The sequence below is a fragment of the Pectobacterium aroidearum genome, from assembly GCF_015689195.1.
GTDB classification, from domain to species: domain Bacteria; phylum Pseudomonadota; class Gammaproteobacteria; order Enterobacterales; family Enterobacteriaceae; genus Pectobacterium; species Pectobacterium aroidearum.
Map to the genome: position 1 here is coordinate 3,797,211 of NZ_CP065044.1, position 18,711 is coordinate 3,815,921.

General features: G+C 57.4%; 3 protein-coding genes. All 3 read left to right on the top strand.

The features are described 5' to 3' along the window. Nucleotides 1-65: 65 nt before the first annotated feature. The 3 genes from I2D83_RS16990 (at nucleotide 66) to I2D83_RS17000 (ending at nucleotide 18,703) form a co-directional block, all read left to right on the top strand. Nucleotides 66-14,687 carry an Ig-like domain-containing protein gene (locus I2D83_RS16990; RefSeq protein ID WP_205946961.1) on the top strand — a complete coding sequence of 4,874 codons (14,622 nt, stop codon included), beginning with the start codon at nucleotides 66-68 and terminating at the stop codon, nucleotides 14,685-14,687. A 410-nt stretch (nucleotides 14,688-15,097) separates the two neighbouring features. Continuing rightward, nucleotides 15,098-16,525: a TolC family outer membrane protein gene (locus tag I2D83_RS16995; protein WP_205946962.1), complete on the top strand. Its 1,428-nt coding sequence runs from the start codon at nucleotides 15,098-15,100 to the stop codon at nucleotides 16,523-16,525. Nucleotides 16,526-16,564: 39 nt separating this feature from the next. Next, nucleotides 16,565-18,703: a type I secretion system permease/ATPase gene (locus I2D83_RS17000; protein ID WP_180778257.1), complete on the top strand. Its 2,139-nt coding sequence runs from the start codon at nucleotides 16,565-16,567 to the stop codon at nucleotides 18,701-18,703. The last annotated feature ends 8 nt before the right edge of the window (nucleotides 18,704-18,711 follow it).

Here is an 18,711-nt window from a genome sequence, read left to right on the forward strand (position 1 = left end):
GCCGCATCGAACTGACGGGGATGTATCCAGACAATGGTTTCAGATGATAAGTAAGAGGCTATTTCATGTCAGATATGAATGTTATTGCTGGAAATGTGAATATCCTGTCGCGCCAGAATGGCCAGTTCATAGAAAACATTCCACAGGGTACAAGGAACGTTGAACTACTGGAAAGCAGCACGGTTCGAATTCATGGCACGCCAGATATGGTGTCTCGCTATGAGCGCGTCAGCAACGATCTTATCTTGCACATGAAAGACGGTACAACCGTCCGCTATGAAAGCTTCTTCACGCTGGATGCCGCGGGTTACCACAGTGAGCTGATTTTTGATGATGGTACGCGTCTCATCCATGCGCAATTCTCTGGTGCAGCAGCGGCTGAAGGGGCAGCACTCGCGGCAGAAGCGGTTGCCCTGACGCCAGAATATTCTGCGCTGGGCGATATGACGTCATTACTAATTGGTAGCACCACCACCAGTACACTATCTACAGCCTCACTGGGCAGCATATTGGGGGCGGTTGCTCTCGGCGGAGCCGCTGTTGCAGGAGTGGCGGTCGCCGTGGCCTCATCAAGCGACGATGACAACACCTCCACTCCACCGCCAGAACCCTTAACCATTGATGCCTTTGCCGGAAATAACGGACTGAACCGTACGGAAATCGGCCAGCCTCATATCCTCAGCGGGAAAACAACGGGCGTCAGCGCGGGGCAAACCGTCACCATCACGTTGAACGGCGTGGTTTACACTACCACCGTTGCCGCCGATGGAACCTGGCGTTTTACCCTGCCAGCGGATGCGTTTACCGGTCTGGAAGACGGCATTTACGCATTGAAAGTCAGCGTGCCGGGTGCGAACGGCGTGGTCCATGAGAAAACCCTCGATCTCACCATTGATACCCTGCCTCCGCATTTAACCGTGGATAAATTTACGGGCGACAATTACCTCACCGTAGGAGAACTAGCGAATGGCCAGGTTCTGAACGGAACTGGTGAGGCGGGCCGGAACGTCACCATCACGCTCAATGGGAAAACCTATACCACGACCATTAATGCTGCCGGTAACTGGACTCTGACCGTACCTGCCGCAGATCTTCGCGCACTGAGCGAAGGCGAACACGCCATGTCGTTTACGATCAGCGATAATGCCGGCAATGTCACCGTGGTCAACCGCACCATTATTGTTGATACCACACCGCCGGAACTGACCCTGTCACCGTTTACCGGAAACAACCTGCTCACCGCCGACGAACTGCAGTCTTCGCAGTTTGTCTCCGGCACGGCTTCCCTATCAGATGTCGGCCAGACCGTAACCGTAACGTTTAACGGCACGACCTACACAACGACGGTAGGAAGTGATGGCTCGTGGAGCGTTTTCATTCCTTCCGGCGATATGCAGGCGTTGACTAATGGCACTTACAATCTGGTGGCGTCATTAACGGATAAAGCAGGTAACACCACGACACTGCCTCCGCAAACCATCACAGTGGATACTAACGCCGAAGCGGTCAACATCAGTATCGTCTCGACGGATGACCGCCTGAATGCCGTAGAAGCGGGACAGCCGCTGACGGTCAGCGGGACCACCGCCAACGTTGCTGCAGGCCAAACGGTTACCGTCAGCCTCACCGTAGCGGGGGCAGTAAAAACCTACACCACAACAACGGGGGCAGACGGCAAATGGTCTGTGGACATCCCCAGCGCCGATCTGCTTCTGCTGCCAGACGGCAGCCACACTCTCACGGCCAGCGTTCAGGGAATAAGCGGTAATACCGTCACCGTCGACCACACGCTGGATGTACACATCAATACTCTCCCCTCCATCACGCTGACACCGCCGTTCACCGACGGCGTATTAAATGCAGCCGAAGCCGCGCAGGATCAGGTCATCAGAGGGGAAACCGGAATTAATGGCAGAGGGCAAACGGTTAGCCTGACGATCGGCGGGAATTACGTTACCGGAACAGTCGATGTTAATGGGAACTGGACGGTGACGATCCCCAAAGACATCCTGCAAAGCCTGCCATCGGATAACGTCAGCGTGCTGGAGATTGTCGTCCGCGATATCGCAGGCAACGAAACGACCGTGACGCAGAATATCAGCGTGGACACCACGCCGCCGACGCTCAACGTCTCCGCTATCGCTCAGGACGATGTCCTCAACGGCGCAGAGCTGGCCGTCAATCAGGTAGTCAGCGGAACGGCGTCACTCAGTGAAGCAGGCCGCGTAGTCACCGTTGCGCTCAATGACAAAACCTATACCACCACCGTCGGCAACGACGGAAACTGGAGCATCACGCTGCCGACAGCCGATCTGGTGGCTATCGCGGACGGTAACCATAATTTGACCGTCACGCTGACCGATACCGCGGGCAACACCACAACGGTTACCCGTCCGCTGACCATTGACAGCGGCACGACCACCGCACCAACCATTACCATCAATAACGTCGCGGACGATAACGTCATTGATGGCGCAGAAGCCAAAGTCAGCCTGCAACTGAGCGGGACGACCACTAACGTTGAAGCGGGACAAGTTGTCACCATTAGCCTGAATGGGAAAACCTATCTCGCGACCGTGCAGTCCGGCGGCGTCTGGAGCGTCAACGTTTCAACCGCAGATATCGCCTTGCTCGCGGACGGTGCGCACAGCATTAGCGTCAACGTGAGCAACAAAGCGGGCAACGCCGCGAGCGGAAGCCGCGATATCAGCGTGGATAAATCTGGCGACAGCATCGCCATCAATATCATCGCCAGCGACAACCTGCTAAATCAGGCAGAGTCACTCCAGCCGCTGGCTATCAGCGGTAATACCGCCAATGTTCCCGCAGGACAAACGGTTACCGTGACGCTGAACGGGAAAAATTACACCACCACCGTTGCTGCGGATGGCAGTTGGACGCTGCAAATCCCCAGCGCAGACCTCCAGCAACTGTCAGACGGCAATGCCACCATCAGCGCTAGCGTCAATGTAGCGGGTGGAACCGTAACGGATGCGCAGACGCTGGGTGTTCACATCCATACGCTGCCGCAGCCGACGATTGATACCCCATTTGGTAACGGTTCACTGAACGGCGCAGAGGCGCTGGTTAGCCAGACGATTACCGGCCATACCGGCATTAGCGGTGCCGGGCAGACGGTCATCTTGTCCCTCGGCGGGAAGTCTTACACAGGAACTGTTGATACGGCAGGTAACTGGAAAGTCACCGTCCCTGCGGCCGATCTCCAGCAACTGCCGGAAGGAAACAACACGCTGTTGGTCACGGCACAGGATGCCGCAGGCAATCAGGCTGGTAAGACGTTTGTCAGCCATACCGACTTCACCGCCCCGACCCTGACTATCGGCACCATTGCCGGCGATGACACCATCAATATGGTCGAATCGCAAAGCAACCAGACCGTCAACGGCACCGCCTCAATCAGCGAAGCGGGTCGTACTGTCGTTATCACCTTCGATGGACAGTTCTACACTGGCGTTGTTGGCAATGATGGCAACTGGAGCATCAACTTACCCACAGCGGCCCTGCGCGGCATGGCCGATGGCAGCTACACCCTGTCCGCGTCGCTAACCGATGCTGTCGGGAACACCGCCAGCGTCGAGAAATCCGTTACGCTCAGTGCAGACCCTGCGTTCCAGCCCACGATCTTCGTTAACGCTTTTGTTGATGAGAATAACGTTATCACCGCGGCCGATCTCAAAGTCAGCCAGTGGCTGACAGGCACCAGTTCGAATGTAGAAACGGGTCAGGTCGCCACCATTCTCCTCAACAAAAAATTCTACTTTGCCACGATCCAGAGCAGCGGCAACTGGAGCGTAGAAATTCCCGCTGAGCATATGGCTGAACTCAGCGAGGGAACGGTATCGATCTCTGCCAGCATTACCGATATGGCCGGTAACGAGGGTAGCCATGAAATCTGGTCCTCGATCGACACCAACAATGACAGCATCTCCATCAGTATTGTCGCACTGGATAACCAGATTAATCGACTTGAAGCCTCACAGCCGCTAACGATTTCAGGCTCGACGGTCAACGTTACGCCAGGAGAAAGCGTTACTGTTACGCTCAATGGCAAGACCTACACGGGCACCATCGCCGCCAATGGCAGTTGGAGCGTGATCATCGACAGCAGTGACATGCTCGCCTTACCGGATGGCACAACGACCATCATCGCCAGCGTGGCCAACCCCGGCGATGTTCCTGTTACCGCCAGCCGCACTATCGATGTTCATATCAATAACCTGCCGCAGCCAACGATAAACCAGCCTTTTGGTGACGGCATACTGAACATTACCGAGGCCGCCAGCGGGCAGAGTCTGACGGGCAAAACGGGAATCGCCGGTGGGGGTCAAAGCGTCCTCGTCACGTTGAACGGGAAAACTTATACGGCAATCGTCGATAATCAGGGCAACTGGAATGTCGCGCTTCCCGCCGCCGACCTGCAATCCCTCCCGTCCGGCGTACAGACTATCCGTGTCGAAGCCACTGACACGGCGGGCAACAGCATAGAGAGCACGCGCGATGTTACCGTCGACCTGACCAGCCCCATTCTGACCTTGAAGCCGCTGACTGGCGACGGCATCATCAACGCCGCCGAGAGTCTGAACGATCAGGTCATCTCCGGTAATGCGCTGCAATCCGATGCCGGACGCACCGTCACTGTCACGATCAACAACAAAAATTATCAGGCTCAGATTCAGGCCGACGGTAGCTGGAACGTCACGATCCCCGCTGCCGACCTTCAGGCTCTCGCTGACGGTAATTACACCGTGACGGCAACCTTGACCGGCGCATCAGGCAACAGCGCCACCAGTACCGGGTCATTAACGCTGGATGCCAGCCCGGCTAACCAGCCCCTGCTCACCATCAATGCCATCGCGCTCAATAACATCATCGACGGGGGGGAAATCAACGTCGCGCAAATCATCAGCGGCGGCAGTCTGAATGTTGAGGCAGGACAACGCGTTACCGTCACGCTCGGCGACAATACCTACACCACAACGGTTGACAGCAACGGCCAATGGCGCGTCAGTGTACCGTCTGTCGATCTCCTTCATCTGGCGCAAGGCGCACATACCGTCACGATTGGCGTCAACGACGTCAGCGGTAATCCGGCAACGCTCAGCCAGACGATTACGGTGAATACCTCATTGAGCGGCATCGCCATCGATACCATCGCTGGCGACGACAAACTGAATCAAGCAGAGGTGGCGCAAGATCTGACCGTCAACGGCAGCAGCCAGAACGTGGCGGCAGGCACCACCGTCACCATCATGCTGAACGGGAAAAGCTACGATGGCGTGGTACAGCCGGACGGTTCCTGGAGCATCATCGTATCGGCGGCTGACGTCAGCGCACTGGCCGACGGCACGTCAACCCTCACCGTGACAACGGTAGACAGCGCAGGGAATGCGTTGAGCGGCAGCCGTACGATCGATGTGTTCACCCACAGCAGCCCAACGCTGACGCTGAACACACCATTCGGCGATGGCATACTCAATGCCGCAGAGGCTGGCGTTACCCAGACGCTCAGCGGCACAACCGGTATCGCCTCACCAGGGCAAACCGTCACCGCCACACTTGGCGGCGTGACGTACACCGGGATTGTTGATGCAGCAGGTAACTGGACGATTTCTCTGCCTGTGAATAGCCTGCAAAATCTGCCGAACGGCACCACGGCATTGCAGGTTAGCGTCAGCGACGCAGCCGGAAACAGCAGTACCCTGACCAGCAATATTACCGTGGCTCGCACGCCGCCTACGTTGACGACGGCAAGTTTTGCGACCGACAACATTCTGAATAGCACCGAGGTGCAAAGCAGTCAGTTGCTAACCGGCACCGCTTCGCCATCCAGCTCGGGGCAAACCGTTACTGCCACGCTGAACGGCAAAACCTACAGCGGCACCGTCGGCAGTGATGGCACCTGGAGCATCACGATTCCATCAGCCGATCTCAGCAATTTGTCCGATGGCAACTACAGCATTGTGACGCGTCTGACGGATACCGCTGGCAATACCACTACCGCCACACAGGCTATTGTCGTCGATGCCAGCGCGCTAAACGCACCAGTCGTCACGATTGGCACCTTCGCTGGCAACAACATTATTGATGGCGCGGAAGTCCGGGTCAGTCAGGTGCTCAGCGGCACCAGCAAAAACGTTGAGCAAGGCCAAACGGTGACGATTAGCTTCAATGGCAAAGCCTATACCGCACAGGTTCTGTCGAACGGGAGTTGGAGCACCACGATCTCAGATGCGGATATGGCACTGCTGACTAACGGCAGCCAGACCATTACCGTCAGCGTGAGCGATGTCTCCGGCAATATCGCGACATCCAGCAGCACCGTCACGGTGAACACCAATGCGAGCGGGCTGTCTATTGCGCCAATCACCGGGGATAACCAGCTAAATGTGCTGGAAGCAACAAACGGCATTACGATTAACGGCAATACCGTTAACGTCGCGCCAGGCACGAATATCAACGTCATACTCAACGGGAAAACCTATACCGTGCTGGTGCAGTCAGACGGTACCTGGAGCGCAAACATTCAACCTGGCGATCTGCAAGCGCTGGGGGATGGCATCATCGCGGTGCATGTCACAGCGGTCGATCAGGCGGGTAACGCTCTGTCGAGCACACAACAACTGGGCGTGAGCATCCATAATCCACCCGTTGCCTCGCTGAATACCCCATTTGGTAACGGCTACCTAAACGTGAGTGATGCGCAAGCCGGGCAGACACTTTCCGGCACCACGGGGATTCACGCCGTGGGTCAAACCGTCAGCGTCACCATCGGTGGTATCAGCTATACCGGCACGGTTGACAGCAATGGCAACTGGAGTCTTCAACTCTCGCCAGCCATTCTGGGGACGCTAGCAGACGGCGTGCAGAATATTTCCGTTACTGTTACGGATACGGCAGGCAATACCTCTACCGTTCAGGGTAGCGTATTTGTTGACTTGACCCCACCGGTGCTGACCATCAACCCAATTGGCATCGACGATATCATCAACATCGCGGAAAGCCTGCAGCCAGTGGTCATCAGCGGTACGTCGCCTGTTAATGACAGCGGTCGCCCTATTATTGTCAACGTCACCATCAACGGTCAGATCTATCAGGGACTGGCACAGGCCGATGGCACATGGAGCGTCACCGTACCTGCTGGCGACTTGCAAAACATGCCGAACGGCGTTACGGCAATCACCGCTACCTTGACCGATGCCGCCGGCAATACCGGCACCGTCAGCCACTCGATTGTTCTGGATACCGACCCCGCGAAAGCACCAACCCTGACGATCGCGACGCTGTCGACCGACGATTATCTCAATCTGGCCGAATCGAACCTGCCATTAACCATCAACGGCAGCAGCCAGAATGTGGAACAAGGCCAGCAGGTCACCGTCACGCTCAATAACCAAACCTACTTTGCTACCGTAGGCGCGGATGGCAGTTGGAGCGTACAGGTTCCGGCAACGGATGTCGGCAATGTGCCTGATGGCAAGCAAACCGTGAGCGCCAGCGTGACGGACGTAAGCGGCAACCCCGGTTCAGCCACACACTCGATTACCGTCATTACCGATGCCGCCAACCTGCCCGGCATCACCATTACGACCCTATCTGGCAACGACGTCATTAGTGCACAAGATACGCAATCCGATTTGATCATCTCGGGTTCTACAACGAATGTTCAGACAGGACAGCGAGTCACCGTCACGCTGAATAACAAAACCTATCTGGCGACCGTTGGCGCTGACGGAAGCTGGAGCACAACCGTTCCCGCCAGCGATGTGCAAAATCTGCCGCAGGGCAGCCAGAATGTGACCGCAACGGTCAGCGACATCGCACAGAACCCGGCTACGGCAACCCATCCGGTTACCGTCGATACCGTTCCACCCTTGCTGTCTATCGATATGTTGGTGGACACCAGCGATATCGGTCTGGCGGACGCGCTGGCCGGGCTACCGTTAAGCGGCAAGGCCGAAGCGGGATTGTTGGTCACGATCAAAGTCGGCACGGCCGTTTATAGTGCGGTCGCCGATGGCAACGGCATCTGGCAAATCGCCATTGCGGCGAACGACCTGCTGGCATTGGGCGACGGTGTGAAAACACTGGCAGCCAGCGTGACCGACGGCGCTGGGAATGCCAGTGCCGCCAGTATCGATATCACGCTAAAAACACAGTCGCTTCCAACGCTGACGCTAGATTCTCTCTATGGCAACAATGTTCTCACTAGTGCAGAACTGGCGACGGAAACCACCATTGGCGGCAGTTACACCAATCTCCCTGTAGGAACAGCGATTCAGGTCACGATCGGGGCGTACACCGTAACCGGCGTAACGCTCGCGGGCGGCCTGTGGAGTGCCACCATTCCCGCCAATGCGCTGAGCATACTGGCGGATGGCAACGTGCAGGTCAGTGCGACAGTAACAGACAGCGCAGGCAATACCGGCAGTGCAAGCGGCGCGCTGGACGTTGTCATCCACACCAATTTCGCCATCACTATCGCCACACCGTTTGTCGACGGCGTGCTAAATCAGGCGGAAAGCACGGTGGACCAGTTGCTGACGGGCACAACGGGGCTGCTTGACCCAGGCCAGAGCGTGTCGGTTTCGGTAACCAACGGCACGATCACTACCACCTACAGCGCTACCGTAGCGGCAAACGGCCAGTGGAGTGTGACGCTGCCCGCCGCCGATCTCGTTGCATTTGGTGACGGCACACACACCATCAACGTCACCGTCACGGATCATGCTGGCAATACAGGAGCAGGAAGCGGAACGTTCTCCAGCGTCATTGTCGGGGTTCCCGTCGCCTCGCTGGATACCCCTTTTGGCGATGGCAAACTGAGTCTGGCTGATGCGCAGCCGGGTGCTATGCTGTCCGGGCAAACGGGGCTCACCAGCAACGTGGGACAAACCGTGTCGGTTAGTATCAACGGCACGAATTTCCCAGCCACAGTGAATGCCGACGGCAGTTGGACACTGTCGTTGGCTAGCCAGACGCTGATCGACCTACCGGATGGCACAGTGAATTTCACCGTCATCGTGACCGACTCTGCGGGCAACACCAGTACTGCAACGGCCACAGCGAGTGTGCTGACCACCACCCTGCCCGTGGCAACATTGGATCTGCCTTTTGGCGACGGCATCCTTAACGCCACTGAAATTCAGGCCATTCAGACATTAACCGGTAAAACCGGTATTACCAGCGCGGGTCAGGAAGTCACCGTTACGGTGACCAATAAAACCACGCTGATAGACACCACCTTTACCGCCGTCGCTGACGGGTTGGGCGGCTGGTCCAGAGAGCTGTCCCCTGCCGATTTGGCGATCTTTACCGAAGGCAATTACAGCATTAGCGTCAAGGTCACCGACTGGGTCGGCAACGCCAATACCAGCACCCCGCGCGATGTTAGCGTAGCGCTGACGCTGCCTGCCCCGCTTATCGACGTCGTCCCCTTTGGTATCGATAATATTCTGAGCAGCGCCGAAGCCGCATCCGCACTCACCTTCTCTGGCCGTACGCAGATTGGTGGCAGCGGGCAAAGCGTTAAACTGGAGATCGATCTCAACGGCATCCGCTACACCGCGACGGTAGACAGCGCTGGCAACTGGTCAGTGACGCTGCCTCCAAATGCGTTGAATTCGCTAACCGACGGCCAGCATACCATCACGGTGACCGCCGTCGATGCAGCAGGCAACGTGGGCTCCGCACCGATTGCTTTTACCAGCGATTTCACCCCACCAGCCATTACGCTGAATACGCCGTTTGACGATGGTTATCTGAATATCGCTGAGGCCGCTTCGCCTACAGGCATAACCTTAAGCGGCAACGCGGGGGATGCAGCCAGCATGACCGTCACGCTGGGAGGGCAAACGCTTGTTACGCAAATTAACGGAGGAGTCTGGACGGCTGAACTGACGACAACCCAGCTCAGCCAGCTTGCTGACGGTACACAGAGTATCGTCATCACGGCGACAGATGCCGTAGGTAACAGCACCACGCTGAATTCTCAGGCCATTCTCGCCGTGAAAGCCGCCCCCACCGTCTCCATTACCACCTTCGCGGGTCTGGACGGCCTTGACTATGCCGAAAGCCGGACTACGCAGTCAGTCAGCGGTACCTCGACCGGGCTGGAAGTCGGCCAGAACGTGACTATCAGGCTGAATGGCCTGGATTATCAAACCCAAATTCTCAACGGTGGCTTATGGAGCGTTAACATCCCTTCCTCTGCGTTGCTGGTGCTGGCCAACACGACCTATTCACTTTCTGTCAGTGCAGAGGACCGGGCCGGAAATCCAACGCAGCCATCCAGCGTTAACTTTAACGTCAACCTGACGCCGCCTCCGACGGTGATGACCATTAACCCTATCTCGACCGACAACATCATCAACGCCGTCGAGATCAACGGCAATATCACGATTTCCGGGCGTTCGATCGGGCCAGCGTCAGCGATGACCTCGGTACAAGTTTCGGCCAACGGAGTGCTACTTCAGCCTAGTCCCATCACCGATGTCAACGGCAACTGGAGCATCACCATCCCGGCTCTGCCGACATTCTCCTCGCAGGGTGAGGTGTTCATTACCGCCACGTCGCTGGACGCGACCCTGACAACCATCGTCACCGTGGACACCATTGCCCCTACGCTGGATATTGTCTCCTTTGCCTCGGACAACGTGCTCAGCGCCACGGAAATGAGTACGGCACAGGCGATTACCGGTACGGCATCCATTACAGAAGCAGGACAAATCGTTTCGATTAGCCTGAATGGAAAAACCTACAGCGCGCAGGTTTCCGCAACAGGTGCCTGGAGTGTCAACGTTCCCGCCGCCGATCTGGCACAGCTAACCGACGGCAACTACACCATCACGGCGACCCTCGCCGATAAAGCGGGCAATAGCACCACCACGACACAGACGGTTGCCGTCGATACCGCCATCCCACTGCTTAGCGTTACGCTGTTTGATGACAATATTCTGACGTTGGCAGAGGCGCTGGCGGGAGGGGCGATTACCGGGACAGGCGAAGTGGGCGCCACCGTTACGCTAACCGCAGGCCCGCTGACAGGCACAACCACTGTCGGCCCGAACGGCAACTGGAGCATTCCGGTGCTGTCCGCCAATCTGCAAAACCTGATCGATGGGCCACAGGTTATTGGCGTAACACTGACCGATACCTCCGGCAACACCACACACCTTGATGTCACGTTGGATGTCGCGCTGAATAAGACGCTCGGCGCAGGCATTACCGATATCTTCGGTAACGACGGTATCCTCAATCTGGCCGAATCTCTGGTGACACAGGTCATCAGCGGTAACGCGACCGGTGACTATCTGGGTGCGAAAGTCCAGGTCACCGTGCTGGGAAATACGGTGGAAGGCACCGTGGGCGCCAACGGCGCCTGGAGCGTCGCCCTTGCTCCAAATCTGTTCACAGGCCTGAGCAATGGCTTACTGGCGGTTAACGTCGACATCATCGATTCGCACGGCAACGTGAAGAATCAACTGGTCAACATCGACGTGTTGAAGTCCCTGCCGGTCATCAATTCGGTTGTGGCCTTCACGGATGGCGCATTGAATGCGGCGGACGTCGCGACCAGCCAGATTATCAGCGGCGTGGTCAGCAACGTGGACATCGCTGCTGGCGCAACGGTCGCCGTAACGTTGGGCAACAAGATTTACACTGGAATTAGCGTCGGTGCAGGTGGAGCCTGGAGCCTGTCTGTTCCCGCCCTCGACTTGCAGGCCCTGCAGGATGGAACGCTGGCATTGGGCATCGCGGTCACCGATCACGCAGGCAACACGGCCAGCCAGATCGTGAACGTCCCAACAGTGATCAGAAACCTGCCAAGTATTACGTTGAATCCGGTCTTTGGCGATAGCCTGCTTAATCTGGGCGACCTGCTGGTCAACCAAACTCTCAGCGGTACAGCCACCGGCCTGGCAGGCAGAACCATTACGCTGAGCATTGCGGGTTCACAAATCGCAACGGCCGCCGTCGGCGTTGATGGCAAATGGAGCGTTGCCGTCACCCCAAGCGTACTGGGGATCCTGCAAGGGCTGGGCAGCGGTGATTTCACCGTAGCCGCTACCGCGACAGACAGCGTAGGCAATACCGCCAGCGGCAATGCCGGCATCAAGTTCGATTTTGCCCAACCGGTGATTACGCTAAACCCGGTATTTGGCGGCGATGGCTTCATCAACGCGGCAGAAGCGCTGGTGGCGCAAACGATCAGTGGCGTGGTCACCAATGCCAGCGCCGGATCGCAGGTTGCGGTTACCCTTGGCGGTAAAACCTTCCTGTCTACGGTTGGGGCGGGGGGCGCGTTCAGCCTGACGCTGCAACCGTCCGATCTCAGCGCGTTGGTCGATGGCAACACCACGCTGAATGTATCGATCACAAACACCTCCGGCAATACCGGCACGATCAACAACGCCATCAATATTATTGCCAAAAACCTGCCGACGATTAGCCTGGGTTCACTGTTTGGCGGCGATGGCTTCCTCAATGCTGCGGAAGCGGCACTGACACAAACGATTAGCGGCACCACCACCAACGCCATCGCGGGCTCATCCATCGTCATACGCATTGGCACGTTGACGCTAAACGCGACGGTCGGCAGTGACGGCACCTGGAGCGCCAGCGTCACGCCGCTGCAACTGTCTGGACTGGCCAACGGTAACCTCACCGTCAGTGCGACGGTGACCGACCCGGCAGGCAACAGTAATAGCATCAGTGCAGGTCTCAACGTTTCCATATTGCCGCCGACTATTACGCTCAACCCGCTGTTCAACAACGGCGTACTGGATCTCACCAGCTTGTTGAGTGCACAAACCATCAGCGGGACGACGACCAATGTGGCAGCCGGTACAGCGATCAACGTCACGCTGGGCAGCAAAACCTACACTACAACGGTCGGCGCAAACGGTAGCTGGAGCCTGCCAGTTCCTAACCTCGATCTGAAAGCTCTCACAGATGGCATCACCAACATTGGCGTTCGTCTGGTTGATGCAGCGGGTAACGTTGGCCAGCAAGCCGGTACCGTCAGTGTGGCGATTAACGGCCAGCCGACGCTGACCCTAAACCCGCTCTTTGGCGGCGACGGCCTGCTCAATGCGGTCGAGGCTGCTGCGGGTCAGATTATCAGCGGAACCAGTACCAATGCGATAGGCTCCACTATCCAGATCTCGCTAGGCACCAAGACCTACTCTGCCGTGGTGCAAAGCAATGGTTCCTGGTCCGTCAGCCTGCCTTCACTCGATCTCAACAATCTGACTGACGGCACGCTTTCTCTCAGCGCCTCTCTGACCAACGCAGCAGGAAAAAGTGCCAGCGTGGGGGCTTCGATCGGCGTGGGCGTTCACACATTGCCAACGGTCAGCCTCGGCTCTCTGTTTGGCGGGGACGGCTACCTGAATCTGGCCGAAGCAGGCATCAACCAGCTCATCAGCGGCACCACGACCAATGCGGCTGGCGGTAGCGTCACGCTGACGGTGGGCGGACTGGTGCTCACCGCTGCGGTAGCCAGTAACGGCACCTGGAGCATCAGCGTGCCGAGCGCCAACCTGCTCAACATTGCCGATGGCAATTTGACCGTCGGCGTCACCGTCGCCGATCGCTATGGCAACACTAACAACACCAGCAGCAATGTGATCGTGAAAACGCACCAGTTGCCGCAGTTGGGTATTGATGCCGTGGGGTCACTGATCGGGAATACCATTGGTCTGCTGACGAACGGCGTCACCATCAGCGGAGCATCGCGCTATGTTCAGCAAGGCGCTAAGGTCACCGTCACGCTGCTCGGTCAGACACTACAGGGTACCGTCGGCGCCGATGGCAAGTGGAGCGCTCACTTCAGCAGTTCGCTGCTGGGCATCAACGCTTTCAACGTGGGCGCGATTTTGACAGCGCTATTGGGAACAGCGGTTGAAGCCTCCGTCACCGATCAGGCGGGTAACTTCACTGGCGTATCCGCTGGATTAACCTCCGGTATCTCGCTCGGGTTACCGCTGATGAGCATGATGGCGCTGGATGTTGACGACAGCAGTCTTGCGCAGGTGTCTTCGCTGTCCAGTGAACAGCTTGATGGCGAGGAAAGCGCCGTAGTGCAACCTCTTCAAGTCAGCTCGAAAATGGCGGCTGCCACGCTCAGTGAGACACACACCATCGACAATAGCGCCAGCACCGAAGTGGAAGACAACGTTTATGCCATCGGTGGCGTCGTTGTCAACCTGGCCGACGGCACTGTGCAAACGGGCACGGATGTCGAAGGCGGAGAAGGCGACGACATTATTACGCTTTCAACGCTAGACTTTACCCAGATCGACGGTGGCGACGGCATTGATACGCTGGTTCTGGATGGCACCGAGCTCAATCTGGACCTCACGGCGCTGGGGCTGAAAATCGATAACGTAGAGATCTTCGATTTAGGCCAAAACGGCACCAACAGCATCACGCTGGATCTCGACCGAGCCCTGAATGTTACCGACCGACCAGAAGATGATCTGCTGATCGTCGGGGGCGAAGGCAATCAGGTGAACCTGATTCCGGGCGAAGGAGCCTGGAGCACGGTAGGACAGCGCGATATTGATGGCCAACGCTTTGATGTCTACCACCACTCATCGCTGGATAGCGCCAACAACCTGGGAGATGTACTGGTGCAGCAAGGCCTGCTCGTCAATATGGTGTAACAACAGCCCTCTTATGATGAGGTTTTACTGTTACCCGGCGTAAAAATTATGCAGCGGTGGGCATGAGCACCGAGTGAGCGGCATGGATGCCGCGAAAGTCAGTGCCGCGTAGGGAACGCGTCACTGGCGGCTCGAATCGTGCTCATGAACACCGCTGGAACCGCGCCAGCGGCATGATTTCCGCCAAAAGCCTGGGGTCTCGGGGCGAGCGGCGTTTGAGCCGTCCCGAGTCGGGCGCGTGCTACGAGGTAGCATAAAAATAGCGACATTATCGCGCACGAAACGACATCAGCAGCGGCATAGAAATATGACGAAGAGGGAAAGCGGAAGGGGTATTAACGCATTTTGCCAGCGCCCTCTCCCTCCTTTAAAGGAACTAAAACAAAGAGTGATGAAAACAGGGGTCATTGATGCACACACCATTTTTTATCAGGGGCATGTTTTTTCCACACAATCGCGCTTTTTTGACTCACACATTACGCCATCACACACCGCGTTATGTACTGGCCCTCGGGCTCGCCTGCAGTAGCTTCGCAAGCCTCTACAGCCCGCCGACGCTCGCTCAAACCGTCGCGTTTGACTGGTCCGCCGCACCAACAGAACAGCAGGTCGATAGCCTGGATCTCAAACAGGCCATTCTTCGCGCGTTTGCACGCAACCCACAAATCGCACAGGCTTCGGCACAAATTCGCGTCGGCGACGCCGATCTCCGGGCCGCACAAAGCGCCTGGTTCCCACAAATCGGCCTCAGCGGCAACGTCGGCCAGTCCGATCAAAGCGATACCGGCGGCACGATGAGCAACAACTCCACCGCTGGCATCACGCTGAAACAGCTGCTGTATGATTTCGGTAAGACAGGCGGCAGCATTGATGAGCAGCACAGCCTGTCAGATGCCTATCGCTATCAGCTCTATGGCGTCATGACCACGGTAGGTCAGCAAACCTTACTGACCTACCTGAAAGTCAAACGCTATCAGGAATTGGGTCAGGCAGCAGATCGCAATATCGCGTCGCTCAGTCAGGTCAAAGACATCGCGACGCTCCGTTCCGAGGCAGGCCTCAGTACGCAATCCGACATCCTACAGGCGGAAACCCGCATCGCGGGCATGAAGGCGACGCTGGAGCAATATCGTGCGCTGGAGCGCTCCTCGCTGGCGCAACTCAGCGTGTTGACTGGCGTTCTCCCCACCACCCTGCCCGATCTGCCCCGCGCGCTGCTGCAACAAAAGATTACGCTCAAGACGCTCCCTTACCAGCAGAGTAATTCGGTATTAAGCGCACAGTCCAAGCAGGAAGCCTCGCGCCACCGCATTCGTCAGGCGGAAGCCCAGCACTGGCCTACCATTGCCGTGCAGGCAGGCCGTACCCGCTATGAAACCAACCGGCGTAATTACTGGGATGACCAGCTACAGCTGGTTGTAGAAGCCCCGCTGTATCAGGGTGGTGCCGTCAGCGCACGCGTTGATGCTGCATCAGGCACGCGCGAAGCCGCACAGGCTGAAGTCGAAGCGGCAAAGCTGGATATGAACCAGAAAGCCTCAACGGCCTATGCCGACCTCATCGGCGCACAGCAGCGTGAAAAAGCCAGCCAGCAACAAATCACCAGCGCAACCTACACCCGCAACGTTTATCAGGATGAATACAAACTCAGCAAACGCAGCCTGAATGACCTGCTCAGCGTTGAACAAGACGTATTGCAGGCCGAAACCTCACGCATCGGCGCGCTATACGACGGCTGGGAGGCAGCGGTTAACTATGCCGCGGCCGTCGATAATCTGCTGGATATGCTGGGTATTGAGCGTCATCAAGCCACTGGCGAGACGTTACCGTCGCTGTAAGCCGGCTCACCTGCCGGATAAGAACATGCAGGAATGTGAATGACACACGTAACCCAAACTGAAATCTGGATTGCCGCCATGGCCCGCGCCGCCGCTCACTATGGACAGGTGGTCGATATCCAGTCGGTACGCCAGCAGATGCGCTGGTACGAACAGCAGCCCATTGCCCGCCAGTTAGAACAAATCAGCCATCTGATGGGATTAAGCATCAGCCTGCGACACACGGAGAAGCTCCGCTGGCGCAACAAGATCTTGCCCGTGCTGGCAGAAACCGACGACGGTGGCGTCATCGTCATTGAGTCGTTAAATGATGAGGGCATCGCCACCTACTGGCTGAATGACGGGGGTGACCTTCAACGTGAAGCTGAACTGACGGAACTCATCAAACACAGTCAGGGGATTATCGTGCTGGTCGGCATCGCCGAGCGTGGCCGCGATACCCGCATCGATGATTTCGTCAAACCGTACCGCAAGCACTGGTTCTGGCAACATTTTCGCGGTGCAAAACGGCAGATCGGGGAAATTTCTCTCGCGTCTATCGTAGGTAACGTTCTGGCATTGGCGGGGATTCTGTTCTCCATGCAGGTGTATGACCGGGTGATCCCGGCGCAGTCGATTCCCACCCTGTGGGTGTTGTTTTTCGGCGTACTGCTGGCTGCCGCATTAGAGTACGCCATCCGTTTATCGCGCACCGTCGTCTCCGATCTGATGGGCAAAAGCATCGATCTGCACGTATCGGGGATGCTGTTCGCCCGTGCATTGGCGATCAAAAATGAGGCCAGACCGAAATCCACCGGCTCGTTTATTTCACAGCTGCGGGAAATCGATCAGGTACGTGAGCTGCTGACGTCCACCACCGTCGGGGCAGCCGCCGATATGCCGTTCGTCTTTTTATTTCTCGGTATCATGGCGATGATCGGCGGGCCACTGGTGCTGATCCCCATGCTGGCGATCCCGCTGATTGTGATCCCCGGCCTAATGCTGCAATGGCCGATGGCGAAGCTCGCCAAGGAAGGGATGCGCGAAAGCGCGTTGCGGAATGCGGTGCTGGTCGAGTCCATCGAAGGGATCGAAGATATCAAAGCGTTACAGGCCGAACCCTACTTTCAGCGCCAGTGGGAGCAGACGCACGAAGTCAGCGCCGCCATCGGGATGAAACAACGCGTCTGGGGCGCACGACTCAGCGGTTGGGCGTCGACCGTCCAACAGCTCACCTATGCCGGCATGCTGGTGTTCGGCAGCTATCTGGTGCTGGCGGGCGATATCACCACCGGTACGCTTGTGGCCTGTAGTCTGCTTTCCTCGCGCACCATCGCGCCACTCATGCAGCTAACGATGGTGTTTTCCCGCTGGCAGCACGCCAAAACCGCCATGACCGGGCTGGATGACATTCTGCAAAAACCGCTGGATCGGCCGGAAGAGGGCAAAATGGCGCACTGCCCGATCCTTCAGGGACACTTCCAGCTCCACAACGTGCAATACAGCTACGATCCTGAACAGGGCGATACCGCCTTGCAGGTCGGTAAGCTGGAGATCAAACCGGGCGAAAAAGTGGCGCTGCTCGGTAAGGTTGGGGCGGGTAAATCCACCCTGCTCAAGCTGCTTGCCAATCAGGCGACCGCGACGCGCGGCAAAGTCATCATTGATGGTGTCGACATCAGTCAGATCGATCCGGCGGATGTCCGCCGCCAGTTAGGTTTTCTGTCTCAGGAATCGCGTCTGTTTTTCGGCAGCCTGCGGCAAAACCTGATGCTCGGCAACCCGCACGCGACCGAGCAGGAGCTGTTGCAGGCGCTACGTATTAGCGGCGCGCTCAGCCTGATCCAACAGGATGCTTCCAGTCTGGATCGCATCATTCATGAAGGTGGACGCGGTTTGTCCGGCGGGCAGCGGCAGATGATTCTGCTCAGCAGGATGCTGTTACGTAATCCCCAGATCGTCCTGCTGGATGAACCCACCGCCTCGATGGACGAACAGTTGGAAAGCCACGTTATCCACCAGTTAAGCAGTTGGCTCACGGGGCGCACGCTGGTGCTGGTGACACACCGCCCGGCGCTGCTCAAGCTGGTTGACCGCGTGGTCGTGATGGATGGCGGGCGCATCGTGGCAGATGGCCCACGTGACCAGATTTTGAAGGCCGTCAGTAAACCGGCAGACAGCGCACAGAGCGTGGCGTAAGGGGAGCA

Coding starts and splice junctions, on each gene's coding strand:
- I2D83_RS16990 (WP_205946961.1), top strand. CDS start 66: ATGTCAGATATGAATGTTATTGCTGGAAATGTGAATATCCTGTCGCGC.
- I2D83_RS16995 (WP_205946962.1), top strand. CDS start 15,098: ATGCACACACCATTTTTTATCAGGGGCATGTTTTTTCCACACAATCGC.
- I2D83_RS17000 (WP_180778257.1), top strand. CDS start 16,565: ATGACACACGTAACCCAAACTGAAATCTGGATTGCCGCCATGGCCCGC.